The organism is Stenotrophomonas sp. 220_Sma, from assembly GCF_056487375.1.
In genome coordinates this window covers 3,869,443-3,895,081 of the sequence record NZ_CM151348.1, presented here as the reverse complement: position 1 = coordinate 3,895,081, position 25,639 = coordinate 3,869,443, and the positions used below count along the sequence as shown (strand labels likewise).

The window sequence follows — 25,639 nt, the reverse complement described above, 5'->3', positions numbered from 1 at the left end:
TTCAGCATAGAAAGTCAACCATTGATGCTAACGGTAGTTGTGGTATGGGGGTTTCACTATTACTATTCGCTGGCCGTTGACCGCTCCAACGGCGGGATGGGCACCCCTAAGTGCCAATGATTAGGAGAAGGAGGACAGTGACCATGATGGCCGCGTCCCTAAAGAAGGACATGACGATCGCCGATGCGGTCGTGTCCTTCACCGATACTGTTGAAGGACTAGCAGACCTTGGCCTCCACCGCGCAGTTGACGAGACTGTCGACGCTATCGCCGCGCACGTGAAGACGTATTACGGAATTGCAAACGTTGGCCGCGCCGTGGTCCAGGTGACCCGTACTGCTACCGTTCGTATTGGCCAGTACATGGACCCCGACGACAAGTTGGTTGACGGGCTGGGTGAGCTCGTCCCGCGTTTTGAGTCTGGGCTAGCCGTGCTTACTGCGAAGAAGAGCTGCATTGACACCGATGGCCGCTTGAACGAAAGCCATTGCGACATGTTGCACACGTCGTATGACGACATGCTGGTTGCGTTGGCTGCTGTGATCGAGGTCACGAAGGACCTGCAGGCGGCAATCATCTCGCATGATCTTGCTGCGGAGCCCCGTGACGGAGTCCGCTACTCGACGGTTGAAGAGCTGAGGCGAGGCATTCTTCATTAATGACGTCCATAGGCTCAGGAGGAGTCGTCATCGCGGACTGGACTCCATCACGTCGTTACACCAAAGAGTACAAGAAGCTAACGATCGACATGCAGACGCGTGTAGATGGAAAGCTTGACGATCTGCAGAAGAACCCAAGGCCACCAGGATTGGGGTTCGAGAAGTTGCAAGGGTTCAAGAACCCTGACATCTACACCTTGCACGTCACCGGCAACTACAAGATTTCGTTTGAGATCAATGGCACAACCGCTTGGCTCAGGCGCGTGGCAACCCACAATGAGATTGACCGAGCACCATAAAAAGCCCCGCTTCGGCGGGGCTTTCTTGTTCGTCCCAAATTGGGACAGTAGTGGGAACTTCTTCGCTACTTAAAACTTCCGCAGACCTGCGTGGATCAGCGCCTTCCCCAGGATGCTCACGTCGTCCGGATCCGGACGGTAGGCTGGGAAGTCAGTGTTGACGCTCACGACGTAGAGACCATCGCCGCGCTTCTGCAGCATCTTGATCTGGGTCTCGCCCCCGATGTTGATCAGGTAGTAGTCGTCGCCGTCGAAGTAGTCGCAGCTGGTGTCGACCCAGACAATGTCGCCGTCTTCGAGCTTGGGCCGCATCGACGGCCCGCGGCCGGTGATGATCTGGATCCTGCCTGGCTTGGGTAGGTAACCGAGCTTCCTGCGAACTTCCCATTCTGCGACCTCGATGGTCTTCACCACCTCTGGGTAGTCCTGGTTGACCATCCCTGCGCCCATTCCCGCACCCCCTTCAAACAAGTCGAAGCGAACATAGCCGGACGGTGTCTCAGTCTCTGAGATATATGAGACAGGCTCCTCGCGCACTTTGAGTGCATGGGACTGCTGCTGGGCTTTTTCTCCCCGTCCCGTTTCGAGCCATGACAGAGAGACGCCCAGGGCATCGGCGATGACGCGGAGCTTGGTGCTCGTCTGCATGCCGCCCCGTTCGAGCTCTGAAAGGGTGCTGTAGCCGACGCCCGAAGCCGTCGCCAGCTGCGGCCGGGTCATGTTGATGGCCTCTCGGGCCTTCTTTACGCGATCGCCAATCGTCTCCATCCCCGAATGCTCACAGAAATCTGTAACAGAATGCTGTTGATCGAACCTACAGAATCCTGTAGCTTGCGTGTCCATGGACTGGAAATCCCACATCGAAGGGTTGTTGAGCGCCGGCGCCACGGTTGATCAGTTGGCCGCCGGAATGGGGGTTACCCCGAATGCCGTTCGCGAGATAAGGGCGGGCAGGACGCGCTCACCACGCGCTGACGCCGCGTTCCGTCTTGCCGCAATGAAGCCCGGCGACCTGGGGACTTCTGCCAGAGAAATTGGGCTTGAAGTCGACGCCCGAATGAGCAAGCGCGCGCTGCGTGCGCGGCTTCGCATCGCAAGCGATAGGCACTTGGCTACTTTGCTCCAGCTTCCGACTGAGGAAGTCGAGGCATGGCCTGAAGAGGGCGTCCTGCCGGCACTGCCGCAGATCCGCCGCCTGCTCGGCATTGAGCCACAGGCCGCTGCGGAGCCCGCGAACGAGGATCCCGACGCGAATCGCATCGCCCCGGTCGACACCGCCTGAAAGGCCATCCCTGGCCGTCGTCCCTGAGTTGTTGATCTCCATGGCGTCCATCGTGCGCCACCCGGGCCCAGCCCGAAACCTTGAAACACAGCCTTCCCCAAGGTGACCCATGACCTGCCGTACATCTGCACTCAACTGGCTCGACGTTCTCTACAACTCGGTGCGCAAGACGCCCGGCGGTGTGGTGGACGCAGCCGCTTTCTTGGCCGACCGCCGCGGCAAGTCGATGCACCCGGAGACGCTGCGCGCGAAGCTGCGCGGGTTGGAGGGTGAATCGGTGACGATGGAAATCGCCGAACTGCTGACCGAGTGGATGCAGGAGAAGGCCGGGGGTAGCGACTACGCCCTGGACTGGATGCAGGCACTGGCCGGGCAGTTTGGAATGGCCGTGGCCACCGTTCCGCCGCCGCCCGAGGGTGGCTGGTCGGACGAGATCGGCGCGATCCAGACGAAGCTGCTGGAGATCACCACGCGGGTGGGCCGGCTGTCGGGCACTGCGGTGGAGGCCATGGCTGATCGCCACCCGAGCTGGCAGAAACGGGCCGTGTTTGGCGCGGCCCGAAGAAGCCCTGCTCCGTCTCGGGCCGCAGCGCCTGCACCTGGTGGCCGGTGGCGCCGGGCGAAAACATGACGCTGGGGCTCTGACATGTCGACCATCATCATGTCGCAGTGCTGGCCGCTGCAGGGTCTGAGCGTCACGCAGAAGGCTGTGCTGATCTCGCTGGCTGACCAAGCGAACGACGACGGCGTGTGCTGGCCGGCGGTCGGCACCATCGCTGCGCGCTGCTGCATGTCGGCGCGCGCTGTACGTAGCGCCATGGATCATCTGGAGGCCGTTGGCCTGCTGGCGCGCGATCGCCGATTCAACAGCAGCACCGTCTACTCGGTTACGCCGGCCAAGTTCAACGCTGCCGCTGCGCCGTCCAAGGGCACCCGCAAGACCGGAAAGAACGGTACTGCACCGGGCGCAGGTGCTGCGCCCCATGCAGGGGGTGCGCCCGGTGCAGGAGGGGATGCGCCCGCTGCAGGAGGGGATGCACCGGGCGCAGGTCTGGAGGTGCGCCCCGTGCCGCCTAACCGTCATATAACCCCCATTGAACCGTCAGATGAACCGCCAATTGCGCCGCCGGTGGCGACGCCGCCGACGAAGGCGGAGCTGGAGGAGCAGATGCAGCTGGCCTGCAAGGCGACGTGGGCTGCCTACCGGGCCGCCTACCGCATCCGCCACGGCGTGGACCCTGTCCGCAACGCCAAGGTCAACACCAACGTTCGGGATCTGGTGAAGCGGCTGGGCCGGGAAGAGGCGCCGCAGGTGGCGGGCTGGTTCCTGAGCGTCAACGAGAACTACGCCGTGAAGCGGATGCACGACCTGGGCGTGCTGCTGGCCGGGGCCGAGGCGTACCGCACGCAGTGGGCGACCGGGCGGCAGGTGACCGACACCAGCGCCCGACAGCAGGACCAGACGCAGGCCAATGCCAACGCGGCCGACGACGCCAAGGCGCTGCTGCGCCGCTTGAAGGGGAACGCGAATGCTCAGTGATGCTGATCAGGACAGGCTGGTCGAAATGCTGGTGGCCACGGCCGAGGTGATGGGCGAGCAGATCCGTCCGACAGCAGCGGCCTACATGGTCACCGATCTGGCGACCTACCCGCTGCGGGTGCTGGCCGATGCACTGACAGCGTGCCGCCGCGAGGTAAAGGGCCGGCTGAGCCTGGCCGCGATCATGGAGCGCATCGACGACGGCCACCCGGCACCGAACGAAGCGTGGGCCGTGGCCATCCGCGCCACTGATGAAGCGGTGACCCTGGTGTGGACTGAGCAGACCCGAGACGCATGGACGGCTGCGCTGCCGCTGGTCGAGGAGGGCGACAAGATCGCAGCCCGGCAGGCGTTCCTAGAGGTGTACGCCCGGTTGGTGAAGAGCGCGCGCGCTGTGGGTGGCTGCGCCGTCTACCAGCCTTCGCTGGGCCACGACGCGAGCGCCCGGGCCGCGGCGCTGCAGCTGGCGGTCGACGCCGGCCGCCTTGCGCACCAACAGGTGGCGGAACACCTCGCACTCCCGGCGGCAACGCCCGTGTTCAACCCTCTGGCGCTGCTGGCCGGCCGAGTGGAGGCCAGCCCGGAAGCGAACGAGCGCACCCGGAAGCGGCTGGCCGAGATCGCCGAGCTGCTCGGCTCTGCTCAGGACGCCGCGGCATGAGCCAGGACCACGTTGAACTGGAAGTGCGCCCGGTGTCCGAGCCGGTGGCGGTGGCCGGCTGGTATCTGGCCTATGGGTACGGGATCAAGCCGCTGGTGCTGTACGCCACCCGTGGCACCCGGGTGTGGCGCGATGGGATGCGCCAGATCCCGATCACCCGCTATGCCGGCCCGATCCCGGAGCTGCGCTGATGTGGTCGAAAGCACCACCGCCGAACAAGGAAGAGTCGGCCCGCATCGAATTGGCCAAGACCGGCCCGTGCATGGCCTGCCTGGCGCTGCAGATGCAGGGCCTGCTGGAGCCGGAGCTGGTGGTCTATGGCTGCGACTACAACCACGCCAAGAGCGGGAACGTGCGGCGGGGTCACGCGGAGGGCTATGGCCTCTGCAAGTGGCATCACATGCGGTATCCGCTGGAGGGGAACACCTTCGCGACGATGCGCCAGATCTACGGCCCGAGCCTGATGGATGGCTCGCGGACCTTCCACGAGACGTACGGCTCCGACGACGAGCTGATTGCAAACCAGACCTGCGTGAACGAATTGAGGGCGGCAGCATGAAGAAGACGAAGGCCATTGCGCCGAGGATCAACCCCCAGCGTGCGCCACGCGAGCGGCGAATGGATCACAACACTGTTTCCCGCCCCAAGCGGCTGAAACCGGCGAAGAACGCGACCGGCCCGGCCGAGACGGTGGAGCAGTTCAAGGCACGCGGCGGGCAGGTGCAGCGCCTGACGGCCAGTTGGGAGCAGCGAGCATGAGCAAGCGGAAGATCATCGCTGCGGCCAAGCGGCGTGGCCTGTCTGTCGTCAACGCGGCGTGGGAATGGACGGTGGGTGGTGGCGAGCGCTACCCCCAATGGGTTGTCGACTTCGGACCGGAGATCGATGAGCTATACGGCGAAAGCGAGGAACAGTTCTTCGAGGACACCGACGCAGCCCTGCAGTGGCTGGAGGACCTGATCGCGCTTCCGCCGAGGCCCGAGTGGCTTCCTATCGCCGAGGCGCCGCAGGACGGCACGCGGCTGATGCTGTGGGACTCGGTGAGCAGGCGGCCGGTGTTCGGGAGCTGGCGCGGGGACAACCCGGCGATCACGCACTTTGCGGCCGAGCCGGCCGGCCCGGAGGTGCCTTCGTGATGGACCAACATCTGGAGGTGAAAGAGGTCGTCAAAAGGCCCGCACTGAATGACCACCAGGCGCGATCGCGCGCTGCACGAGCAAATCACCAAGGGGAAGGCGCATGCAAATGAACAACGCCCGCGAACTGCTGTCCAGCCGGACTGGCCCAAAAACAATGAGCTTCGACGGGTCTGCCGGTGGCCCGTCCACCCAGGAGATCGTCGCAGCGTTGGCATATGTCCCTCACGGGTTGGGCCATGAGCTGCTGCAGGCACTGTGGTGGCCCGAGAGCGGCCAGCGTCGACGTGAGCAGTTGCGCCAGGCTGTCGTTGGCCTGGTCGCGCCCGAGTTCACCCGGCAAATGCACGAGCTTGCCGATGCCCGGACGGAGTTCGGGATCGCCAAGGCCAGCATGGGCTGGGGTGGGGGCACGGTGACGGATGTGCAGCGACGTGAACTGCGGCGTGCCGAGCAGGCGCTGGAAGATGCACGGGCGGCAGCGTGGCCGAACAACACCATGGAGCAACTTGGGGTGCTGGCCGGGGCGGTGATCGAAGAGATGGCCGGGGCGTGCGAGTGTTCGCGCTGTGGGGGCAAAAAGGTCCTGCTGGATCCCGCGATTGCGGGAATCGTGAGCTGCGATAGCTGCGGGGGGAGTGGCTTCGATCCGCTCAGCGGCCGGAAGCGTGCGGCCGCCATCGGAGCCGACTGGTCTGCCTACAGCCGGTTCTGGCGACCGGTCTATGAGTGGATGCTCTTCAACTTCCGTGCAGCTGAAGCGCGCGCTGCCAGGCAGTTCAGCAAGGCACTCACGCAGGCGGCATAGCGATGACTTCCTAGGTCATCGAAAAAGGCGGCAATCTTGCCACCATCCAATCGCAAGCCCCGGCCAAGCCGGGGCTTTTTCTTTGCCCGGAGACGCTATGGCGCAGATCACTCCCCAACAGGCTGGCGGCGTGAACGTCGTGGCCTTCCTCGACATGCTGGCGTGGTCCGAAGGTACGGACAACGGCAAGCTGGCCACCAAGGACCGCGGCTATGACGTGATCGTCGGCGGGCAGTTGTTCAAGAGCTACGCCGACCATCCGCGCGTGCTGGTGGATCTGCCGAAGCTGAAGATTCAGTCCACGGCAGCCGGCCGCTACCAGCTGCTTCGCCGCTACTACGACGCGTACAAGAAGACGCTGGGCCTGAAGGACTTCGCGCCCTTGAGCCAGGACTTGATCGCGCTGCAGCAGATCCGGGAGCGCCGCGCGCTGCCGCTGATCCAGGCGGGCAAGATCCCGGAGGCCATCAAGGCGGTCAGAAACATCTGGGCGAGCCTGCCGGGTGCTGGTTACGGCCAACACGAACATGCGCTTGCCGACCTGTTGGCCGTGTACCGCAAGGCCGGCGGGACGGTGGCGCCATGATCGGGGTCGACGTGGATTGGCAGGCAATCGGCACGGCCGTCGGCGGCCTGATGGTCGGCGCCGGCGGTGTGGCGCTGTGGTGGCGCAAGCAGTTCGTAGAGACAGCCAGGGAAGGGGCCGAGGTCAACGTGATCCAGCTGATGCGCGAGGAAGTGACCCGGCTGGGCGAACGGGTTGGCCGCATGGAGGCCAGGGAGCTGCGGCTCATCCGCCACATTTACCGGCTTGAGGGGTTGATGCGCGCGGCCGGCCTCGAGCCGCCGCCGTTCGATCCGGACAGCGACACGATCAGGGCAGGAGGATCGGAGTGAACCGCATAGCCATCGCTGGCGCAGCCTTCATCCTGTGGTCTGGTGCCATGCTCGGCGTGGGCTGGACCTGGCGTGGTGATCGTGCAGAGGGCACGGAAGCCACCAAGCGCGCCGCCGGCGCCGAGGCAGTGGCGGACCAGGTGAACCAGACCCGCGCAGTCGAACACCGCCAGGCCGACAGCCTGGCAACCATCGGAGCCAAGCATGAAGAAGACCGCACTGCGGCCGAGGCCGTCCCTGCTGCTGTTGCAGCTGGCGTACGTGATGGCAGCCTCCAGCTGCGCGACGACCTCGCCACCTGCAGTACCAGCCTCCTGTCCCAAGCCGTCGCCGGCGCCGTCGAACGTGATGCGCACGCCGAACTACGAGCAGAGGTCGCGGGCGCTCTTGTTCAAATCGGCCGCGACGCCGACGACCACGTCCGAGCCTGCCAGGCCGTGATCGCAGCTGACCGGCACCCGGTGACGCTATGAACCGCCGGATGCTGGCACTGGGCCGGTTGAAGGCCGGCGAGATGAACAAGACTGAGGCTGCGTATGCAGAGCGGCTGCGCGCGCTGCAGGCAGCTGGTGAGATCCAGTGGCACAGGTTCGAGGGTCTGAGGCTGCGTCTGGCAGACAACACCTTCTATACGCCGGACTTTGCCGTGCTGGAGGCCGACGGTGTCATGGCCTTCCACGAAGTGAAGGGCCACTGGCAGGACGATGCCCGCGCCAAGATCAAGATTGCAGCGGCCATGTACCCGTTCCGCTTCATCGCAGTGAAGGTGAGGCCCAAGCGGGACGGCGGCGGCTGGGCAGTGGAGGAGTTCTGATGATTGCGACAGTGCGTGCGGCAGTACGCATGCGGTGGTGGCTTCGTTGCTACCTCGCCGCAGTGATGTGGTTCGCCCGGGCAACCGGGATGGAGCCGGACTGGGACCGGGTTGATCGGTGGATACGCCGCGGCCTGGTGCTGCAAACGACGAGGGTTGCTGATGGACGCTGCACGGATTGAGGCACTGGCCACTGAGCTGGCTAATGAGCAGGCTGCACGCGCTGCTGCTGTTGCCGCCTTGGCCGCACGCATTGACGGTAGCGCTGACGCTCGCATCGATCGGTTGGTAGGGATCATCGAGCAGCAGGGCAAGCAGATCGCAGAACTGGCCATGCACGTGGGGCTGCTGGTGCAATCGGTGGCGCAGTTGCTGGGCGAGGAGGCCGGCGCACCGGTGCAGGAAGAAGGTGCCGAGCCTGCGCGCCTTGACCTGGACGGGAAGCCCTACTGATGCCCACCAGGCCACCGCAGCACCGTGCGGCCGGCTGGCGCCCCTACAAGGAGACCAGCGCCCAGGTGCGCAAGAGACAGGCGCGCCGCGCGCTGCCCACCAACTCCACGCTGTGGCGCCGCATCCGTGCGGTGGTGCTGGCCCGTGAGCCGCTGTGCAGATGCTGTGCTGAGCAGGGAAAGGTGCGGGCGGCCACTGAGGTCGACCATATCGATGGTGACGACGCCAACCACGCCGACAGCAACCTGCAGCCGCTGTGCCGGCCATGCCACAGCGGCAAGACAGCACGGGAGAACGGTGGGTTCGGCAGGGTAGCGAGCGGCCCTGGCGGACCTGAATGGAGCGACAGTTATCCACAGATAGCTGAACGAAAGGGGAGGGGGGAGGGTCAAAGTTGAGGGCCCTCCTCGACCGATACGCGCGCCCCCCTTTCTTCGCGCGTCCGCAGAATTTGAATTTCAGGATTGGGAGGTCCGATGGCCCGCCATCGACAGCCGAGGGAACTGGCCGAGCTGAAGGGCGCGACCAAGAAGGACCCGCAGCGCTACAAGAAGGAAGCGCCCAAGACGGGCAAGCCGCTCGGCAAGGTGCCAAGCCATCTGCCCGGCGAGGTCGCCGAGGTGTGGAAGGAGCTGGAGAAGTGCGCCCTGCCGGGCGTGCTGACCAGCGCCGACCGTTTCATCATGGAAGTGGCGTCCTCGCTGCTTGCCGAGTTCCGTGCCAACCGCGGCGAGTTCGTCGCGGCCAAGTACTCCCACCTGATCGGCTGCCTGGCGCGGCTGGGGCTGACCCCGGCCGACCGCCAGAAGCTGGGGACCGAGAAGACCCCGGAGGGCAACCCATTCGACGAGTTCTGATCCATGACGCCCACCGAATCAGCCAAGGCCTACGCCAGGGGCGTGACGGCTGGGAAGATCATCGCTGGCGAGTACATCCGGTTGGCGTGCCAGCGGTTCCTCGATGACCTGAAGCGCAAGGGGGCCGACTGGCCCTACAAGTACGATGCCGACAAGGCCGACCGTGCGGTGCGCTTCATGGAGAAGATGCCGCACACCAAGGGCAAATGGGCTTCCCAGAAGAAGCTGCTGGTGCTGGAGCCCTGGCAGCGGTTCATCGAGTGCAACCTGTTCGGCTGGGTCCACAAGAAGACCGGGCACAGGCGGTTCCGCCGGTCCTACGAGGAGATCGCCCGCAAGAACGGCAAGTCGCTTCGCTTGGCTGCGCGCGGCCTGTACCTGTTCTGTGCCGACGGTGAGGCCGGTGCCGAGGTGTACTCGGGCGCCACAAGCGAAAAGCAGGCCTACGAGGTGTTCCGGCCGGCCTGGCAAATGGTGCAGAAGCTGCCAGCGCTGCGCTCGCGGTTCGGCATCGAGCAGGCCGGCAACCCGAAGAACCCCGGCCCGCTCTTCGTCATGGAAGACATGTCGAAGTTCGAGACGATGATCGGCAAGCCGGGCGACGGCTCCAGCCCGCACGCGGCGCTTGTGGACGAGTACCACGAGCACGACGACGACCACATGGTCGACGCGATGGAAACCGGCATGGGCGCGCGCGAGCAGCCCCTGCTGTCGATCATCACCACGGCGGGGACCAACCTGTCAGGCCCGTGCTTCGAGATGCGGAGCGATGCGGTCCGCATTCTGCGCGGGGAGGTGACTGACGAGACGGTGTTCGCCGCGATCTACTGCATTGACGAGGGCGACCGCTGGGACGATCCGGAGGTGCTCCGGAAGGCCAACCCGAATTTCGGGGTGTCCGTGTTCGAGCAGTTCCTGCTCGACATGCTTGCCAAAGCAAAGCGTTCTGCCAGCAAGCAAAGTGCGTACCGCACCAAGCACCTGAACGACTGGGTGGGCGCCAAGCTGGCCTGGATGAACATGCTGGCCTGGCAGCGGCAGAAACGCCGGTTTGAGATCTCGGACTTTGCTGGATGCCCCTGCTGGGTCGGCGTCGATCTGGCGTCGAAGCTGGACGTGGCGGCGGTCGTGCTGCTGTTCGAGAAGGGCGACAGCTTCTACGCCATCCCGCGCTTCTATGTTCCCGAATCTGCGGTGGAGGAAAACGAGAAGTACCAGCAGTTCCTGCTGGATGACCTGATCGTGGCCACGCCGGGAAACATGACCGACTACGCCTTCATCGAAGAGGAACTGAAGGAGCTTGCGGCGCAAGGCATCGATGTGCAGGACATTGCCTTCGATCCGGCCCAGGCGGCGTATCTGATGACCCGTCTGGAGCAGGAGAGCCTGCCGGTTGTCGAGATGGCGCAATCCGTGCGCAACCTGTCTGAGCCGATGAAGGAAGTGGAGGCGCTGATCCTTTCGCGACGCCTGTGGCACGACGGCAACGCGGCGATGACCTGGATGATGGGCAATGTCGTGGCGAGGGTGGACGCGAAGGAGCACGTCTATCCACGCAAGGAAAAGATGGAAAACAAGATCGACGGCGCGGTGGCGCTAATCATGGCCATGGGCCGCGCCATGCAGGCGCGGGACACAGGCACAACCCAACAAGGCTTCGTGGTGATCGACTGATGTTCGGACTATTCGAGAAGAACCGGCGGGCCGATGCCCGCGACCGTATCGAGCCGACGATCAGCAACCTGGTCGACGGCGAGGTGATCCAGTCCTCCGGCATGGGAATGTTCGAGGTGTTCGGGAACCCGACGACGGCCTCCGGCGCTGTCGTCAGCCCGGAATCAGCAATGCGGGTCTCGGCGGTGTTCGCTGCCGTCTCGCTGATCGCCGGTGCAATCGCACAGCTGCCGCTGCCCGTCTTCGAGCGGGTGGACGGTCATCGAAAGCGGGCGGACCATGACTATTGGTGGCTGCTCAACGAGCAGTTTTCCTCCGGCTGGTCGAGCGCCGCCGGTTGGGAGTTCATCGTGGGGCAGATGCTCCTGCGCGGTGATGGCCTGGCCTACATGACGCGCAATCGCGCCGGTGAAGTGACTGGGCTGATTCCCTGGCCGCGCGACCGGGTGATGATCCTGAAGCAGGAGAAGAGCAGCCCACGGGCGCCGACGCGGCTGCAGTACACGTTCCACGATGTGGACGGCTACTTCACGGTCGACCAGGACGACGTGCTGCATATCCCTGGTTTCGGGTTCAACGGCGTGCATGGCATGTCGGTGATCCAGTGGGGTGCCCGGAATGGCATCGGCATTGCCATCCAAGGGGATGAGCATGCTGGTAAGTTCTTCAGTGAGGGCGGTAAGCCCGAGGTGGCGATCACGGCCACCAACAAGATGAACCAGGCGATGCAGGATGATTTCCGCGACGCTTGGGTCAAGAAGTACGGCGGTACTCAGGGAAACCGGCGCATCCCGTTGATCCTGACCGAAGGGCTCGATATCAAGGAGCTGACCATGTCAGCGGTCGATCAGCAGCTGCTGGAGTCACGCCAGTGGCAGGTCATCGACGTAGCCCGTGCCTTTGGTGTTCCGCCCCACATGATCGGCGAGACGAGCAAGGCGACCAGCTGGGGTACTGGCATCGAGAGCATGGGCATCGGCTTCGTGAAATACACGCTCGGCCCGCATCTGAAACGGGCCAAGGACGAGCTGAACCGAAAGATGTTCCGCACGCCACGCTACTTCGTTGAGCACAACGTGGATATGTTCATGGCCGGCGACTCCAAGACTCAGGCCGAGTACTTCAGCAAGGCGCTCGGTGGCCCTGGCGCGAAGGGCTGGATGGTCGTGAACGAAGTCCGCCGCCTCAAAAACCTACCCCCAATCGAGGGCGGCGACGAACTTTACCAACCGAAAGACCCCGCGCCGCCGGCCAAGCCGGACGGCGATGACCCTGAAAGGAACCCTGAAGATGCCGATTCCTAAGCTGCTGCAGCTGGCCAAGAACAACGCCAGCCAGTCCAAACCCATCCGGGCCGAGACCGAAGGCAAGGAGGCGACCATCTACCTGCACGGTGTAATCGGCGGCTGGTGGGGCGACATTGACGAAACGATGTTTGCTCAGGCCATGGCCGGCATTGATGCGGACGTGATCCACCTGCGCATTGACTCGCCCGGTGGTGACGTGTTCGCGGCTCGATCGATGATGACCGCCATTGCCCAGCACAAGGCAACGGTCATCGCCCACATTGACGGCTTGGCCGCGTCAGCCGCTACGGGCGTTTGCATGGCCTGCGACAAGGTGGAGATCAGCCAGGGTGCCGGCTTCATGATCCACAACGCCTGGACCATCGCCATCGGCAACAAGGCCGAGATGACCAAGACTGGTGAGTTGCTGGCCAAGATCGACACCGGCCTCGCTGGTGACTACACCCGGCGCACTGGCAAGGACCAGGCCGAGGTCGTGGCGTGGATGGATGCTGAGACGTGGTTCACGGCTGACGAGGCCAAGGAACACGGATTCGCCGACGAGGTAGTGGAGGTCGTAGGCACGAAGAGGGCCTCCAACACCTGGGATCTCTCCGCTTACGACAACGCCCCGGCTGCGCTGGCTGCTCTGGGCAGTAGTGCTGACGACGACAGCGCCATCGTTGCTCACTTGGCCAACCTGGAGCGCAAGACTGCGCTTTTGGAAAAGAACCCTGCGTAAGCGACTCCCGCCCGCAGTTCATCCCGACCGCCGAAAGGCGGTTTTTTTTCGACACGAGGAAATCACCAATGCCCTTCAACATTCAGGCCGAGCGGGAGCGCCGCACCGCGCTGGCAAAGGACACCCGTAACCTGCTGGACACCAGCACCGGCGATGGCAATAAGTGGACGCCGGAGAACCAGGCCAAGTACGACGAGAATGTGGCCGAGATCGAGCGCATCGACGCGGCCATCGAGCGCCACCAGAAGGTCATGGACCTGACGGCCGATGAAGCACTGCGCGAGCAGGGTGTGCGCGAGCACACCACCGGCAACCGGGGTGGCCATGAGCTGTCCAACGAGATGCGCCTGTTCGACCGCTGGGCGCGTGGCGGCGACAGTGCCCTGAACGCCGAGGACTGGAGGCAGGTCAACGCGGCCATGTCGGGCAACCCGACAGTCAACCCGGAGCAGGGTGGCTACACGGTTCCGACCACGCTGGCCAAGCAGATCCTGGACGCCCTGAAGGCATTCGGCGGCATGCGTCAGGTGGCCGATGTGTTCAGCACCGCCGGCGGCGAGCCGATGCAGTACCCGACCAGTGATGGCACCTCCGAAGAGGGCGAATTGGTCCAGGAGAATCAGGCCGCGACCGACCAGGACGTTGCCTTCGGCACCAAGGGCCTGCAGGTCTACAAGTACAGCTCCAAGGTGGTGACCGTACCGTGGGAGCTGCTGCAGGACAGCACCGCCGATATCGCCGGTTTCATCGAGAAGCGCCTGCAGACCCGCCTGGGCCGTATCACCAATCGCAACTACACCGTCGGCAGTGGCGTGGGTCAGCCGATGGGCGCTTTCACCGCAGCTGCTGTGGGCAAGATCGGTGCGGTCTCGGCGCTGCCGATCATTACCTACGACGACTTGGTTGACCTGGAACACAGCGTCGATCTGGCGTACCGCCAGCTGGCCAAGTGGATGTTCCACGACGACATGCTGAAGCTGATTCGCAAGGTGAAGGATGACCAGGGCCGCCCGATCTTCGTGCCGGGCTACGAGCAGGGCAACCCGGGCGGTGCGCCGGATCGTCTGCTGAATCGCGATATCCAGATCAACCAGCACGCCCCGGTCCCGGCCGCCGGCGCCACGTCGATCGCGTTCGGCGACTTCAGCTACTACAAGATCCGCGACGTGATGGCGTTGACCCTGTTCCGCTTCAACGACTCGGCCTACGTCAAGAAGGGCCAGGTGGGCTTCATGGCCTGGATGCGCTCCGGCGGCAACCTGATCGACGTAGGCGGCGCGGTGAAGACCTTCAAGCACGGTGCCGCGGCTTAACCGCTCGATCCACGAATGGAGGGGCGCCCCATGATGGGGCGTCTCTCGGAGACGATCATGGCAAAGCAGAAGAACACTCCAGCGCCGGTTGAGCCGGCGACCGATGCCGCGCTCGATGCATCGGATTCCCCCACTGCAGCAGCTGACGCCGTCAATGAAGCGGGCGAAGAGCTCGGCCAGGTCGGTGAGCAATCGGATGCAGCTGCCGCTGTTGCCGATGCGCAGGCCGACGAAGGCGACGACAGCGATGCGGTCAATGCGCTGGCCGCCGACGTTGAAACGGTCCTGAACAGTGGGGAGCCGGAGCCGTCCCCCGGTGAGACCGTACCGGCGCTGGTGCTGAGCGACAACCACCTGAGCAAGGTCGGCCAGGTGATCCAGGTCGAGGCGGCTCACGTTGAGGCACTGCGCCTTGGCGGGCTGATCGACCCCCATCCCAACGCGATCGCCTCGGTGGCGCAGGAGGCCTGACCCATGCTGCGCACGTTGACCCCGGCGACCGATGAGCCTGTGTCGCTGAGCGAAGCGAAGGCGCATCTGGTCGTGATCCACGACGCCGACGATGTGCTGATTGGTGCATTCATCACGGCGGCAAGGGAGTCGGTGGAACGCACCACCGGCTACGCGCTGGCGTCGGCATCCTACGAATGGACCCCGGTCGGCGAAGGGCGCACGCCGCTGCCGATCGAGCCGGCCACTCTGGATAGCGAAGCCGGCGCCTACCCAGTCAAGTTCACGACCACGCCTGGCCCGCTTCCGGGGCCTCTGCGCGCGGCCGTGCTGCTGTTGCTGGGTGACTTGTACGCCAACCGCGAGGCAGTGGTGGCCGGCACGCAGCTGGCTGAGAACCCGACACTGGACCGCTTGATGTTCCCCTACCGGCGGGTGCTTCCATGAGGCGGGCGGGCAAGTACCGGCATCGCATCGAGCTGCAGGATTACGGCCCGGTGCGTGATCCGCTCGGCGGGGACACGAAGCAATGGCGTAGATGGCGGGCTGACGTGCCGGCAGAAGTGGTGCCACTGTCGGGCCGAGAGTTCACTGCGGCCACGGCTGAGCACGGTGAGGTTACCGCGCGGATCGAGATCCCGTACGTACCCGGGGTGCTGTCCACGATGCGCGTTCTGTTCGATGGGCAGGTGTACGCGATTCGCGCGGTACTGCCGGACCCAACGGCACGCCGCCATCTCACACTGATGGTCGACGCGGGGGTGTCCGATGGCTGAGCAGGTGAAGATCGATGGCTTGGACGGTCTCCTGCGTTCACTGAGGGAGGCACCCAGGGCGATCCAGGGAAGGGCGGTGCAGGCCGGCATGCGCAAGGGTGGCAACGTCATCCGGGACGACGCCAGGCGTAGGGTGCCCAAGGCGTCCGGATTCATGGCCTCGCAGATCGTGACGCGCAGAGCCAGCGCCAAGGGCCGGCAGCGTGCAGGTGTAGGTCAAGGCGGCGAGTACTTCACCGTGGGCGTGAAGACTGGACGCCGGCGCAAGTACGCCAACACCAAGCGCAATCAACGGCGTGGGCGGACTGGTAAAACCTATGTCGATCGAGGGTGGGCCTACTACTGGCGGTTCGTGGAGTTCGGCACCAAGAAGATGCGGGCATCTCCATTTCTCACGCCCGCCGGTGAGGCCCAAAGGTCCGGAAGCAGCTCAGGTGGTCATCGATGAGACCTGGGCGGCGCTGGATAAGCAGCTGAAGAAGGATGGCTGGCGATGATGGTTCCCCTGATCCAATCGCTGCTGGAAGGCGATCCGACCGTCCGGCAGCAGCTCGGCGACCCCGTCCGCCTGTTCTTGGGCAGCGCGCCCCAGAACACGCCGCTCCCCTACGCAACCTGGGAGGTGGTCAACGGCTCGCCAACTGCGATGCTCTCCGATCCGCCGCCGGCTGACGGCTGGCGGGTACGCATGATCGTATGGGGCGAGGTCCTCAGCCAAGCCAACGCCGTTGGCGTCGCTATCCGCGACGTGGTGGAGCGCGTGGGCGGCATCGAGTCGTACAACCCGACGCCCGACAGCGACGGCACGGATTCGGTAGGCATTTCATTCGACGTGCGGCTGCTGCAGCTGCGCTGATCCACACAACGGCAACCCACCGGCCCCGCAAGGGGCCTTTTTCATGCCCGGCGACGGGCGCAACACAAGGAAATCCCTATGGGAAAGGTAATCAAGTCGAAGCACTCCCAGCTGTTCGTCGCCATCGCTGCGGCCGAGGTCATCAAGGTGACACGCCTGCGTTCGGTTGGCTTCCCCGATGGCCAGGCGTCGGAAATCGATGTTTCCAGCTTTGACGACGACTGGGATCAGTTCGTGGCCGGCCGCAAGGCCACCGGCAGCACCAGCATCGAAATCATCTACGACAGCGTCGATCACGAGAAGCTGGAAGAGCTGCACCGGACCGGAGCTGTCGTGAACTGGCTGGTAACTGCTCCACTGTCCGAGACCGAGGGCGTGGATAAGCCGGCGGCTGTAGGCGGGAAGATCACCCCGCCGGACACGGTGCTGTGCAAGCAGTTCGACGGCTTCGTGCAGAACTTCGCGGTTCAGGTTGCCGACAACGACGTGTGGAAGGCCACGATCACCATCCGCGGCTCCGGCGCAGTCACTACGCACCGCCCTGCTGCTGGCCCGTAACTGGCGGCAACGGCTTCTCCACTCCCGGCCCACTTCGGTGGGCCTTCTCTTTGGCAGGGTGCGCGGATCCTCCGCGTGTTAGCCGTGCGCGGCCCGCGCGCCCTGTCGCCATTCAAGGAAACGGCCAATGAGCAAGACCAACGAAACCACCGATACCCAGCCGCAGCAGCCCGTGAGCATCCTGCAGTCGTTCACCAACCTGGGCATGTTCGCGTCCAAGGACGTGCACGCTGACACAATCACCCTGCCGAACGGCGCCAAGGCACAGTTCCACGTGCGCGAGCTGCCGGATGCGGAGTTCCGCAAGCTGTGGGGTGAGGGCGACCGCGCCAAGCTGATCGCGGCAACCATCTGCGATGAGGATGGCAAGCCGGTCTTGAACGCGGCGCAGGCCGCCCAGCTCAAGCCGCTGGTGGCTGCGGAGCTGCAGCGCGTGGCCATGAAGCACTCCGGTTTCGGCGACGACGCCGCCCAGGCGCAGGCCGACGCGGGAAACGGCTAAGGCAGCGCGGCGAGGACTGGTTCTGGAAGGTCCTCGCCGGTCACCTGCACCGGACGGTGTCGGACTTGCGGGCCACCATGTCGCGTCGCGAGTTCCTGGAATGGTGGGAGTTCCACAAGCGGAACCCCATCGACCCCGTGAGCCTGTACATCAAGCCCGCTGCCTTCGCCGCGTACATCACCGCCTCGCACAGCCAGGGCGGGACCAAGCGCTCCTTTCAGCACTACCTCGACGCCCTCTTGCCCCGCTCCGATGAGGACGAGGCGCAGGACTGGTTCGACGGACTGGGATGACCATGACCGACACTTTCGGGCGGTTCGCCGCCACGCCCATTGGCCCGGTACTCGCTGCGCGAGATGGCGGGCTTACCTTGGCCACCACTGGCGCCACTACGCTGGCCAGTCACGCGCGTTCCGACTTCAGCCTTGATGCCGGGACGGTGGGCGTGGAGTTTGCCGTGTGGGGTGATGACGCCGTTGCAGCACTCGTAGGCTTCGCCACTGGCCCTGCAGCGCTGAACAAGGCGCTGGGTGCGGACCTCGCCAGCATCGGCTGGGACCTCGCCGCCGGGCGCCTGCTACAGGCGGGCGGTGCGATCGCCACTGGCCTGCCGGCGGCTACCCATGGCGACATTGTCGGGCTCCAGGTGGTCTTCGGGGCACCGCGCCAGATCCGGCTTTACCTCAACGGCGCGCAGATCCTGGTGCGCGAGCTGCAGCTGTCCGGGCCACTGTTCTTCGCCGCTTCGCTGGGAGCTTCGAAGGCTGGAGGGCTCTGCCTGGCTGTCAACGCCGGCCAGTGGGGGCCGCGAAGCGAGGCAGCAGCTGCAGGCTGGCGGTTGCCCTCTGCACCCGTCAACCCGACCCGGCTGGCGGACGTGGACTGGCTGTCAGCCCCCGGCGACAGCCCGGCGAACGCACGCTACGAGGGTCTCGTGGCCGAAGGCGTCAACCTGATCCAGGAGTTGGCGTTCTGGCCGTGGGGCGGTGATCCGGTGTCGCAGGCAGCGGCCGCCGAGTGCGTCGTGGTCGACGCGGAAGGTTTGCTGGACGGGTTGGCGGGCACCGGTGCCTCTGGCAGTTCGGTGCAGATCCTGCTGGCACCCGAGAGCGGCATGCGGGCCGACGCGGTCCCAGCTTTCCGTTGCGCGATCGAACAGATCGAGATCAATGATGATGGCACCAAGACGCTGCACCTGCGCGATGCGCACGACTACCTGGACGAGACGATCAACCGGGGCGTGTTCCTGCCGAATGTCGCGTCACTGGCGTGGAAGCCCCAGCCGGTGGTTATTGGCGCAGTGGCCAGCATCCCGGCCATGGGCGCCAATTCGGACGCAACATCGATGTTCGTCGCTGACAGCCGGGTCTACGTCAATGCGGTGATGGACCGCGGCGACCTGATGGAGATCAACACCTACAACGAGGCGCCGGACGGGCAACAGCTGCTGCTGAAGTCGCCACCGGTGACGCCGGTGGTGGTTGACGCCTCCAGCATCGGCGCGGGCATGATGCCGGCGCGGCTGGAGCAGGCGGTGGGTGATGTGATGGCCCGGTTGGGCCGAGCGGCGTGGTCGGCCAGCGACTGCGCGGTGATCGACCAAGCCACGGGCTACATGGGGATCGGCTACTACGCGGGCACAGCCATCACCGGCCGCGCAGCGCTGAATTCCCTCCTGCCCAGCTACGGCGCCGGCTGCTATCAGGATCCTGCTGGCGTCTTGCGCTTTGTCCGCGTGACCGCGCCCGAGACACATGCCGGTGCGTTCGCCTTCGACCTGTCGGAGGATGATCTGGCGGCTGATCTGGTCATGGTGCCCGACGATGCGCCAAACCTGACCCGACGCATGGCCTACCGACCCAACGGCCAGGCGCTGGGCGCATCGGACCTGGTCACCGACGTTGTCGACGTGCCCCAGTCCCGGCGCGATGAGCTGACCGGCCTCTACCGGGGGCAGGTGTATGGTGCTGGTCCGCTGCACGCCCACTACCAGCGGGCCGAGGCTGCGGACCCGGTCATCTCGTTGTTCTGGCACGCGGGCGATGCGCAGCAGGAGATTGAGCGCGTCCTGGGCATGTACCAGGTGCAGCGCCACTTCTACCAGCTCGCGGTCCGTGGTGATCAGGATCTGGCGCCTCTGCCTGGGCAGATCGGTCGGCTTACCTACGGTCGATACGGCCTTGAAGACGGCAAGCCGGTGCTGGTGCGGCGGGTAGAGCGCAACCCTGCCACGGGGGACGTGGTGCTGACGGTGTGGGGATGATGACGTGTTGATTGGATATGGCATGCCGGCAGTCACGACGGTGACTCTCACCGGCGGCACGTGGCTCAGTGCGGACCAGGGCTCGGCACTCTTCGACGGCAAGCCTGGCAGGTCCTCTCGGATCCGGCGCACAAGCTCGCTGGCGATCACGATCACCCTGGCCGTCGCTGTCGTCCCGGGGATCATCGCGATTCTCGGCCTCAACATTCCGCCGGGCGTGCAGGTCAGCGCTGCCGGCGCGACCGGGACCACTGTGCGTCTGCCCGACGGCAGCGTCTGCGCCTGGCTGTTCCCGCAGGCCGGCGCCCTGGTCTCGGTGGTGTCCGTGGAGATCGCCACCACCGCCACCAACGTGGACGTAGGCGAGATTGCGATCTTCCGGGCGGTAGACGTTGGTATCAAGGACGGCTGGGCCGTGGCCACTATCGACGCCAGCGTTCATGCCCGGACCAAGGGCGGCCAGGTCAATACGGTTCCCGGGGCGCTGTACCGCCGCCTGACCTGCACGCTGTCGGGCCGCTCCACGCCGGTTGTGCGCGGCAACGGTCTCGGCGGCATGGATTGGGAGACGATCGGGGCCGCACTCTCGGGCCGGCGGCGCTCCTGTGTCGTACCCCAGTACCGGGATATGGTCACGAAGGCGTTTGATCCGGCACTGGCGGCGCGGTCCGCCCTCTATGGCTTCCCGACCCAGCTGCCCAGTGCCGAGAACATCAGCCGGCAGTACTTCTCGGGATACATGGAGTTTGAGGAGATCCCGGCCTGATTTTGTTGTGCAGGTTGCCCGCTGGCACAATCCCGATCTCAACGAGCAGGGAGCGGCAATGATTGAACACACGAGCAAAGTCGATGTACCGGAGGGGGATCCCCGGCCAGAAAAGCTGCCAGCCAAGGCTGGATCTGGGCTGGAGGACGTGGGCCGATTGATGGTGCTGCTGTCGCTGGTTGCGGGAGTGGTTGGCGTGTTCGCCTTTGGACGTGTGCCCCGCGTTACGTCGTGGGGCGGGGTTTCCCACGACTGGAACCTGCTCAACGTGTTCGCGGTGGTGCTGAGCACCGGGTGGGCGCTGGCCATGTCATGGGCCGTTTACCGACTGGGGACCGCCCTCTGCTGGCTTGAGCGTATCGGGAAGAAAGTCGAAGTTGAGTAGAGATCGGGCGCAAAGCCCGGAAAACCTGTAGCCCAAGGCCCGCCCAGTGCGGGCCTTTTTTATGGATGAAACCATGAGCCTGTACACCCTCACTGTCGACCTTCTGTTGAAGTCCGGATCGTTCGAGCGGGACAGCGGCAAAGCGGCCCGAGTAGTGCAACGGGACATGTCGAGCATTCAGTCGGCGATGTCTGAGGCAGCGCGACGTGGTGCCGATGACGTGGCGGCAGGGTTCCGTCGCGTGACGCTTGAGGCGGTCGGGATGGGCTCGGCTCTGGCGGCAGTCAAGGCGACAATCGGCCGGGCTGACGAATGGACCGGGATGAGCAACCGCATTCGCCTGGTCACCGCCTCGCAGGCCGAGTTTGTTGCGGCCCAGCAGGATGTGGTCCGGATCGCCAAAGCGACATATCAGCCGTTGGACGCCACCGCGAGTCTCTATCAGAACCTGGCAATGGTTCAGGATCGACTCGGCGTAACGGGCGCGCAGACAGCGCGGATCGTGGAGACGGTGAACAAGACGATTGCCATGTCGGGTAGTAGCGCAGCTGCGTCGGAGGGCGCGCTTACTCAGTTTGGCCAGGCCCTGGCGGCAGGTACGTTGCGCGCCGAAGAGTTCAACTCGATGGTCGATGGCGCATCCAAGCTGGTGCAGACCATTGAAGACGGAATGGGCATTGCCCGCGGCAGTCTCCGCAAGTTCGTGGTGGATGGCGGTGTCGCAGCCGATCAGATCGTCAACGCTCTGCTGAAAATGTCTGACGGCGTTGATGACTCGTTCGGGAAGATGCAAGTCCGTGTCTCGCAGTCGATCACCAACCTAAATACCAACCTGACTGAGATGATCGGCAGGGCAGATGAGGCAACGGGGGCTTCCCAAGCGCTTTCTGCGGGCATTGGGGCGCTTGCCAGCAACTTGGAAATGGTAGCGGTTGCTGGCGCTGCCGTGGCATCTGGCCCACTACTGAAGGCCCTACTGGCGCGGGTGGCTGCAGCTAACGCTGGAATGGCAGCAGATCGGGCCGCAGCCGCGCAGAACGTCGCCGCGGCGCAGCAGCTTGAGCTACGGACCCGCGCAGCAATGCTTGATGCTCAGGCGGAGGTGCGGCGCGCCGCTGCGATCGGCGGAAGCGTGTCTGTCAGTTCCAAGGCAGCTGCCGCGACCCTGGAGCATCGGCAGGCCGTCCTCCTGCTTGCTCAAGCACAAGGACAGGCCGCTGCCGCAAATGCCGGATGGGTGGCGCGCGCTGGAGCTTCGACGCTCGCGATGCTTGGAGGCCCGGCCGGTATCGTCACGATGCTGGCCACCGCCGCAGCCGGGTGGCTGATCTTCCGCGACAACACCGCGATAGCATCGGCCGCGCTGATCGATTTCGGTGGTGCAGCTGACACCGCCATCGAGAAGTTCAAGACCCTCAACGCCCAGATGCAGGCCGGTGAAATTCTGCGCCTGCAGAAGGAGATCGATGAGAACTATCGGACCATCACAGGCTCGATCACTGAGATGGTGGCGGCGGCGACGAACTTCGCTACAGCGAGCCAGGCATCCGAGTTCATTCAAGAAACCCAACGGCTCGATGCTGCCTTCAAGGCTGGAAAGATTGGCGCCGATGAATTCTCCAGCGGATTGGAGGCAGCATGGCGGGCGATGATTGCTGGCTCGCCCGCTGCCGCTACGGTGGCCAAGAGCCTCACGGAAGAGACCGCCGCCGCTGCGACTGCTGGTAGGGAGGTCGATCGCAAGCGGGCGATCTTGGATGCGTTCACTGGCAGCAGCACTCAGGCGAAGGGTGCCACCGACGCGCTGTCGGGCTCGTTCAATGTCTTGGGGGACTCGGCCGGTGCTGCTGGGAAGCGGATCGCGTCGGCGATGCAGTCGCTGCCTGGCCAGCTGGCGCGCGTTGGCAAGAGCGCGGCAGAGGTGGCAAAGCTGGACGTGGGCGACTGGTTCAAGGAGGCCCAAGCCAGCGGCGTCGACTTCTCCAAGCGCGACGACCCGAAGGTCAAACAGTACCTTGAACAGGGCGCCCAGTACATCCGGCTCCAGACGGAGCTGGCCGCTGCGCAGAAGAACTTCACGGAGTCGCGCAAGGCGTCGGCAGCCGCAGAGCGTGCAGGTGCGAAGGATCGCGATGCCGATGCCGAGTCGATCAAGCGCTACCGGCGCCAAGCAGAGGAGGCAGCCGGGGCGATGAACGGCCCACTTGCCGAGGCCATGGCGAGGCACCTCAACAACATGGCTCAGTACAACGAGCTGCTGGAGAAGGGGGCCATCGCCCAGGCTGACGCCAATGTACTGATGGGCGAGAGCGCGTTGGCGTATGCGAGGGTCGCTTCTGAAATCGAGAAGGCCCTGGCCAGCCCCGAGGCGCTCCTTGCGACGATGGATGCCGAGGTCGCCATGCTCGGCAAAGTCGGCCGTGCGCGCGAGCTGTCGCGGCGCGAAATGATGAACGAGCGGGACATGCGGCAGGAGCTGCAGAAGGCGGTGGAGGCCGCTGGCGGCAAGGAGGCGCTGGCGCTATCCAAGGGGGCGGCGAGCTACGAGCAGTACGAGCAGTCCATGCTGGCCGCGGCGCGGGCATCGGCAGACCTGTCCATGCGCGCTGAGGAGGCAGCGGCCAACGTCGAGGCATGGGCCGCGATCGTGGTGGGCGGGGTGAGCGATGCGGCCGATGCCATGGCCGACTTTGTTGCCGGGGGCATGCGCGACTTCGACAACCTGTGGGACGACCTGAAGGACGCGGCCAAGCGGGGCCTGCGCGATCTGGCCCGCGAGTTCCTGCAGCAGAAGCTGGTGATCCCGATCCAGACGCAGATCCTCAATGGGGTGAACGGGCAGGGCGGTGGCTTGAACCTGCAGAGTCTGATGGGGTTGTTCGGCGGCAATGGCTCTGCGGCCGGCGGCCAGAATGTGAGCACGGTGGCCGGGCTGCTTTCCAAGGGCCAGGGCCTGTTCGGCTTCGGTCGTTCGGCAGGTGCCGCGGCGGGAACCCTGACAGGCTTCGGCGACGTGACCAGCATGGCCGGGTTGACCGGTTCCAGCTTCTCGGGGCTGATCGGCGGCGGGAGCGCCGGCGCTGGTGCCGGTGCCGGTGCTGGTGCGGCCGGCTCGGCGGCTGCGGCGGTGCCGATCATCGGCTGGATCGTGGCCGGCATGATGAAGAACGCCCAGCTGTTCGATCAAGGCTGGAACATCGCCAATGGGGAGAGCTGGGCCGGCAAGATCGCCACCGCCGGGGCTGTCGGCTTGGCCGACAAGGGGTTCCGTGCCCTCGGCTTCAACGACAAGGTCGCTTCGATCCTGTCTGGCTCCAGCATCCACGCCAAGCTGTTCGGCCGACAGGCGCCCAAGGTCACAGGCCAAGGCATCACCGGCAGCTATGGCTTCGGCGGGTTCGACGGCCAGAGCTATGCGGATATCAAGGCCAAGGGCGGCCTGTTCCGCAGCGACAAGAAGTGGACGCAGTTCGGCGCGCTAGATCCGGGCATCGATCGCACGTTCGATATGGCGGCGCGGCAGGTGCGTGGCGCGGCGACCGATCTGGCCAAGCAGTTGGGTGTGGACCTGACCCAGAAGCTCGGCAGCGTGCGGGTAGACCTGGGCAAGCTCCAGTTGTCGGCGGACTCGACCGAGGCCAAGGCGCAGCTGGAGGCTTACCTCAGCGACATGACCAATCGGTTGTATACCGAGGCGGTCAAGGCGGCGGGGTTCGGTGGCCAGCTCGACGGCTACTTCGAGTCGGCGGACGTGTTCACCGCACTCAGTGCGTCGATCGCGCTGGCCGTGGGCAATGCCGATGAGCTGGGCCGAGCACTCAACGGGCTGGAAGTCGACAAGGTCAACAAGGCGGTCGACTACTTCCAGGACCTGGCCGGCGTCGCCGGCACGGACTTGGCCACCCAGGTGCAGAAGGTGACCGGGCTACTCGGCAACTACGCCAGCCTCATGGCCGACGTGAGCACCCAGCTGATGACGGCCAACCTGACGCAGTACCAGTCGCAGGCGTTGTCGATCGAGCGCACGTATCGCCAGCAGGTGAAGTCGGCCAATGACTACGCCAAGGCGCTGGGCTTGTCCGGCGCCCGTGCGGAGGACCTGGCCAAGATCGAGGCGCTGCGTGCCACCAACATGGGCAAGCTGCAGGCGCAGATCGACAAGGACAAGAAGGCCATGCAGTACGGCCTGTCGATCAGCGATCTTTCGCCGCTGACGGACCAGGAGAAGCTGGGCGAGGCGATGAAGGAGCTGGAGCGGGCGGTGTCCGGAGGCGACACCAGCGCCGCACAGGCGGCCGCTCAGGCCGCGCTGGGCTTTGGTCGGAACCTCTACGCCAGCGGGCAGGACTACAACAGCCTATACGGCCGCGTGACGGGCCTCATCGATGGCATGAAAGTTGGCGACCTCAATCAGCAGGACGGCACCAGCATGGGGGCGCTGGCAGACGCCATCGAGGCGCTGCCGGACAACTTCAGCCGGGCCGTGTTCGACCTTGTCGTGAACAACGACGCTCAGACGCAAACCACTGCCGCAGTACAGCAGAGCAACGCTCTGCTCGCCGAGCAGAACCAGCTGCTCCGCCAACTCGTGTCTACCACTACCCAGGGCGTACGCAACGCCAGCAGTTCAGCGCTGCGCGAAGCACTCAACGCGAGGTAATC

35 protein-coding genes are annotated in these 25,639 nt (G+C 64.9%); 33 read left to right on the top strand and 2 right to left on the bottom strand.

Annotated elements, in window-relative coordinates; translation table 11 throughout:
• Nucleotides 1-143 precede the first annotated feature (143 nt).
• A complete protein-coding gene (locus tag ACZLIB_RS18230) occupies nt 144-659 on the top strand; it encodes a hypothetical protein (RefSeq protein ID WP_227852987.1) in 516 nt (171 codons plus the stop codon).
• Between the two features lie 89 nt (nt 660-748).
• Nucleotides 749-958, top strand: coding sequence for a hypothetical protein (locus ACZLIB_RS18225; protein WP_478468346.1), 210 nt, complete (start codon nt 749-751; stop codon nt 956-958).
• A gap of 69 nt (nt 959-1,027) precedes the next feature.
• Here the strand turns inward: ACZLIB_RS18225 and ACZLIB_RS18220 are convergent, their stop codons facing one another.
• A complete protein-coding gene (locus ACZLIB_RS18220) occupies nt 1,028-1,801 on the bottom strand; it encodes a S24 family peptidase (protein ID WP_478468345.1) in 774 nt (257 codons plus the stop codon).
• A 118-nt stretch (nt 1,802-1,919) separates the two neighbouring features.
• Nucleotides 1,920-2,282 (bottom strand): hypothetical protein, encoded by a 363-nt coding sequence (locus ACZLIB_RS18215; RefSeq protein WP_478468344.1) that lies wholly within the window; start codon nt 2,280-2,282, stop codon nt 1,920-1,922.
• A 67-nt stretch (nt 2,283-2,349) separates the two neighbouring features.
• Here ACZLIB_RS18215 and ACZLIB_RS18210 point away from each other — a divergent pair, with 67 nt between their 5' ends.
• From ACZLIB_RS18210 to ACZLIB_RS18060, 31 genes are all read left to right on the top strand, one after another.
• A complete protein-coding gene (locus ACZLIB_RS18210; RefSeq protein ID WP_478468343.1) occupies nt 2,350-2,871 on the top strand; it encodes a phage regulatory CII family protein in 522 nt (173 codons plus the stop codon).
• Between the two features lie 15 nt (nt 2,872-2,886).
• Nucleotides 2,887-3,780 (top strand): helix-turn-helix domain-containing protein, encoded by an 894-nt coding sequence (locus tag ACZLIB_RS18205; RefSeq protein WP_032129810.1) that lies wholly within the window; start codon nt 2,887-2,889, stop codon nt 3,778-3,780.
• Nucleotides 3,770-4,441: a hypothetical protein gene (locus tag ACZLIB_RS18200; protein ID WP_478468342.1), complete on the top strand. Its 672-nt coding sequence runs from the start codon at nt 3,770-3,772 to the stop codon at nt 4,439-4,441. The genes ACZLIB_RS18205 and ACZLIB_RS18200 overlap by 11 nt, the downstream gene beginning before the upstream one ends.
• Nucleotides 4,438-4,632 (top strand): hypothetical protein, encoded by a 195-nt coding sequence (locus tag ACZLIB_RS18195; RefSeq protein WP_058982029.1) that lies wholly within the window; start codon nt 4,438-4,440, stop codon nt 4,630-4,632. The genes ACZLIB_RS18200 and ACZLIB_RS18195 overlap by 4 nt, the downstream gene beginning before the upstream one ends.
• A complete protein-coding gene (locus tag ACZLIB_RS18190; protein WP_032129813.1) occupies nt 4,632-5,000 on the top strand; it encodes a Ref family recombination enhancement nuclease in 369 nt (122 codons plus the stop codon). Before ACZLIB_RS18195 ends, ACZLIB_RS18190 begins: the two co-directional genes overlap by 1 nt.
• The gene (locus ACZLIB_RS18185; protein ID WP_478468341.1) at nt 4,997-5,200 is read left to right on the top strand and encodes a hypothetical protein; all 204 of its coding nucleotides are present in this window, start codon (nt 4,997-4,999) and stop codon (nt 5,198-5,200) included. The genes ACZLIB_RS18190 and ACZLIB_RS18185 overlap by 4 nt, the downstream gene beginning before the upstream one ends.
• Nucleotides 5,197-5,577: a hypothetical protein gene (locus tag ACZLIB_RS18180; protein WP_478468340.1), complete on the top strand. Its 381-nt coding sequence runs from the start codon at nt 5,197-5,199 to the stop codon at nt 5,575-5,577. Before ACZLIB_RS18185 ends, ACZLIB_RS18180 begins: the two co-directional genes overlap by 4 nt.
• A gap of 109 nt (nt 5,578-5,686) precedes the next feature.
• Nucleotides 5,687-6,385, top strand: coding sequence for a hypothetical protein (locus ACZLIB_RS18175; protein ID WP_478468339.1), 699 nt, complete (start codon nt 5,687-5,689; stop codon nt 6,383-6,385).
• Between the two features lie 97 nt (nt 6,386-6,482).
• Complete coding sequence (locus ACZLIB_RS18170) at nt 6,483-6,971, top strand: glycoside hydrolase family 24 protein (protein WP_478468338.1); 489 nt, start codon at nt 6,483-6,485, stop codon at nt 6,969-6,971.
• The gene (locus ACZLIB_RS18165) at nt 6,968-7,282 is read left to right on the top strand and encodes a hypothetical protein (protein ID WP_032129818.1); all 315 of its coding nucleotides are present in this window, start codon (nt 6,968-6,970) and stop codon (nt 7,280-7,282) included. The genes ACZLIB_RS18170 and ACZLIB_RS18165 overlap by 4 nt, the downstream gene beginning before the upstream one ends.
• Nucleotides 7,279-7,755: a lysis system i-spanin subunit Rz gene (locus ACZLIB_RS18160; RefSeq protein WP_478468337.1), complete on the top strand. Its 477-nt coding sequence runs from the start codon at nt 7,279-7,281 to the stop codon at nt 7,753-7,755. Before ACZLIB_RS18165 ends, ACZLIB_RS18160 begins: the two co-directional genes overlap by 4 nt.
• A gap of 8 nt (nt 7,756-7,763) precedes the next feature.
• Entirely contained in the window at nt 7,764-8,096 is a 333-nt protein-coding gene (locus ACZLIB_RS18155; RefSeq protein WP_478468336.1) for a DUF1064 domain-containing protein, read from the top strand.
• Between the two features lie 162 nt (nt 8,097-8,258).
• Nucleotides 8,259-8,549, top strand: coding sequence for a hypothetical protein (locus tag ACZLIB_RS18150; RefSeq protein ID WP_478468335.1), 291 nt, complete (start codon nt 8,259-8,261; stop codon nt 8,547-8,549).
• Nucleotides 8,549-8,947: an HNH endonuclease signature motif containing protein gene (locus ACZLIB_RS18145; RefSeq protein WP_478468334.1), complete on the top strand. Its 399-nt coding sequence runs from the start codon at nt 8,549-8,551 to the stop codon at nt 8,945-8,947. The genes ACZLIB_RS18150 and ACZLIB_RS18145 overlap by 1 nt, the downstream gene beginning before the upstream one ends.
• 78 nt (nt 8,948-9,025) lie before the next feature.
• Nucleotides 9,026-9,406 (top strand): hypothetical protein, encoded by a 381-nt coding sequence (locus ACZLIB_RS18140; RefSeq protein WP_478468333.1) that lies wholly within the window; start codon nt 9,026-9,028, stop codon nt 9,404-9,406.
• 3 nt (nt 9,407-9,409) lie between these two features.
• Nucleotides 9,410-11,080: a terminase large subunit gene (locus tag ACZLIB_RS18135; protein WP_478468332.1), complete on the top strand. Its 1,671-nt coding sequence runs from the start codon at nt 9,410-9,412 to the stop codon at nt 11,078-11,080.
• Entirely contained in the window at nt 11,080-12,384 is a 1,305-nt protein-coding gene (locus ACZLIB_RS18130; RefSeq protein ID WP_478468330.1) for a phage portal protein, read from the top strand. The genes ACZLIB_RS18135 and ACZLIB_RS18130 overlap by 1 nt, the downstream gene beginning before the upstream one ends.
• On the top strand, nt 12,347-13,108 hold the full coding sequence (locus ACZLIB_RS18125; RefSeq protein ID WP_478468329.1) for a head maturation protease, ClpP-related: 762 nt from the start codon (nt 12,347-12,349) through the stop codon (nt 13,106-13,108). The genes ACZLIB_RS18130 and ACZLIB_RS18125 overlap by 38 nt, the downstream gene beginning before the upstream one ends.
• A 68-nt stretch (nt 13,109-13,176) precedes the next feature.
• Nucleotides 13,177-14,421 carry a phage major capsid protein gene (locus ACZLIB_RS18120; RefSeq protein ID WP_478468328.1) on the top strand — a complete coding sequence of 415 codons (1,245 nt, stop codon included), beginning with the start codon at nt 13,177-13,179 and terminating at the stop codon, nt 14,419-14,421.
• A 57-nt stretch (nt 14,422-14,478) separates the two neighbouring features.
• On the top strand, nt 14,479-14,892 hold the full coding sequence (locus ACZLIB_RS18115; RefSeq protein WP_478468327.1) for a hypothetical protein: 414 nt from the start codon (nt 14,479-14,481) through the stop codon (nt 14,890-14,892).
• 3 nt (nt 14,893-14,895) lie between these two features.
• Nucleotides 14,896-15,318: a head-tail connector protein gene (locus ACZLIB_RS18110; protein WP_478468325.1), complete on the top strand. Its 423-nt coding sequence runs from the start codon at nt 14,896-14,898 to the stop codon at nt 15,316-15,318.
• Nucleotides 15,315-15,647: a phage head closure protein gene (locus ACZLIB_RS18105; RefSeq protein ID WP_164171528.1), complete on the top strand. Its 333-nt coding sequence runs from the start codon at nt 15,315-15,317 to the stop codon at nt 15,645-15,647. The genes ACZLIB_RS18110 and ACZLIB_RS18105 overlap by 4 nt, the downstream gene beginning before the upstream one ends.
• On the top strand, nt 15,640-16,095 hold the full coding sequence (locus tag ACZLIB_RS18100; RefSeq protein WP_478468324.1) for an HK97-gp10 family putative phage morphogenesis protein: 456 nt from the start codon (nt 15,640-15,642) through the stop codon (nt 16,093-16,095). Before ACZLIB_RS18105 ends, ACZLIB_RS18100 begins: the two co-directional genes overlap by 8 nt.
• A gap of 45 nt (nt 16,096-16,140) precedes the next feature.
• Nucleotides 16,141-16,503, top strand: coding sequence for a tail completion protein gp17 (gene gp17, locus ACZLIB_RS18095; RefSeq protein ID WP_478468322.1), 363 nt, complete (start codon nt 16,141-16,143; stop codon nt 16,501-16,503).
• A gap of 78 nt (nt 16,504-16,581) precedes the next feature.
• Nucleotides 16,582-17,061 carry a phage tail tube protein gene (locus ACZLIB_RS18090; protein ID WP_478468321.1) on the top strand — a complete coding sequence of 160 codons (480 nt, stop codon included), beginning with the start codon at nt 16,582-16,584 and terminating at the stop codon, nt 17,059-17,061.
• A gap of 127 nt (nt 17,062-17,188) precedes the next feature.
• Complete coding sequence (locus tag ACZLIB_RS18085; protein ID WP_478468319.1) at nt 17,189-17,563, top strand: hypothetical protein; 375 nt, start codon at nt 17,189-17,191, stop codon at nt 17,561-17,563.
• 77 nt (nt 17,564-17,640) lie between these two features.
• Nucleotides 17,641-17,856 carry a hypothetical protein gene (locus tag ACZLIB_RS18080; protein ID WP_458074028.1) on the top strand — a complete coding sequence of 72 codons (216 nt, stop codon included), beginning with the start codon at nt 17,641-17,643 and terminating at the stop codon, nt 17,854-17,856.
• Between the two features lie 2 nt (nt 17,857-17,858).
• Nucleotides 17,859-19,826, top strand: coding sequence for a hypothetical protein (locus ACZLIB_RS18075; RefSeq protein ID WP_478468318.1), 1,968 nt, complete (start codon nt 17,859-17,861; stop codon nt 19,824-19,826).
• Between the two features lie 22 nt (nt 19,827-19,848).
• On the top strand, nt 19,849-20,592 hold the full coding sequence (locus ACZLIB_RS18070; protein WP_478468317.1) for a hypothetical protein: 744 nt from the start codon (nt 19,849-19,851) through the stop codon (nt 20,590-20,592).
• 7 nt (nt 20,593-20,599) lie between these two features.
• The gene (locus tag ACZLIB_RS18065) at nt 20,600-20,977 is read left to right on the top strand and encodes a hypothetical protein (protein WP_107432117.1); all 378 of its coding nucleotides are present in this window, start codon (nt 20,600-20,602) and stop codon (nt 20,975-20,977) included.
• 73 nt (nt 20,978-21,050) lie between these two features.
• Nucleotides 21,051-25,637, top strand: coding sequence for a tape measure protein (locus ACZLIB_RS18060; protein ID WP_478468315.1), 4,587 nt, complete (start codon nt 21,051-21,053; stop codon nt 25,635-25,637).
• The last annotated feature ends 2 nt before the right edge of the window (nt 25,638-25,639 follow it).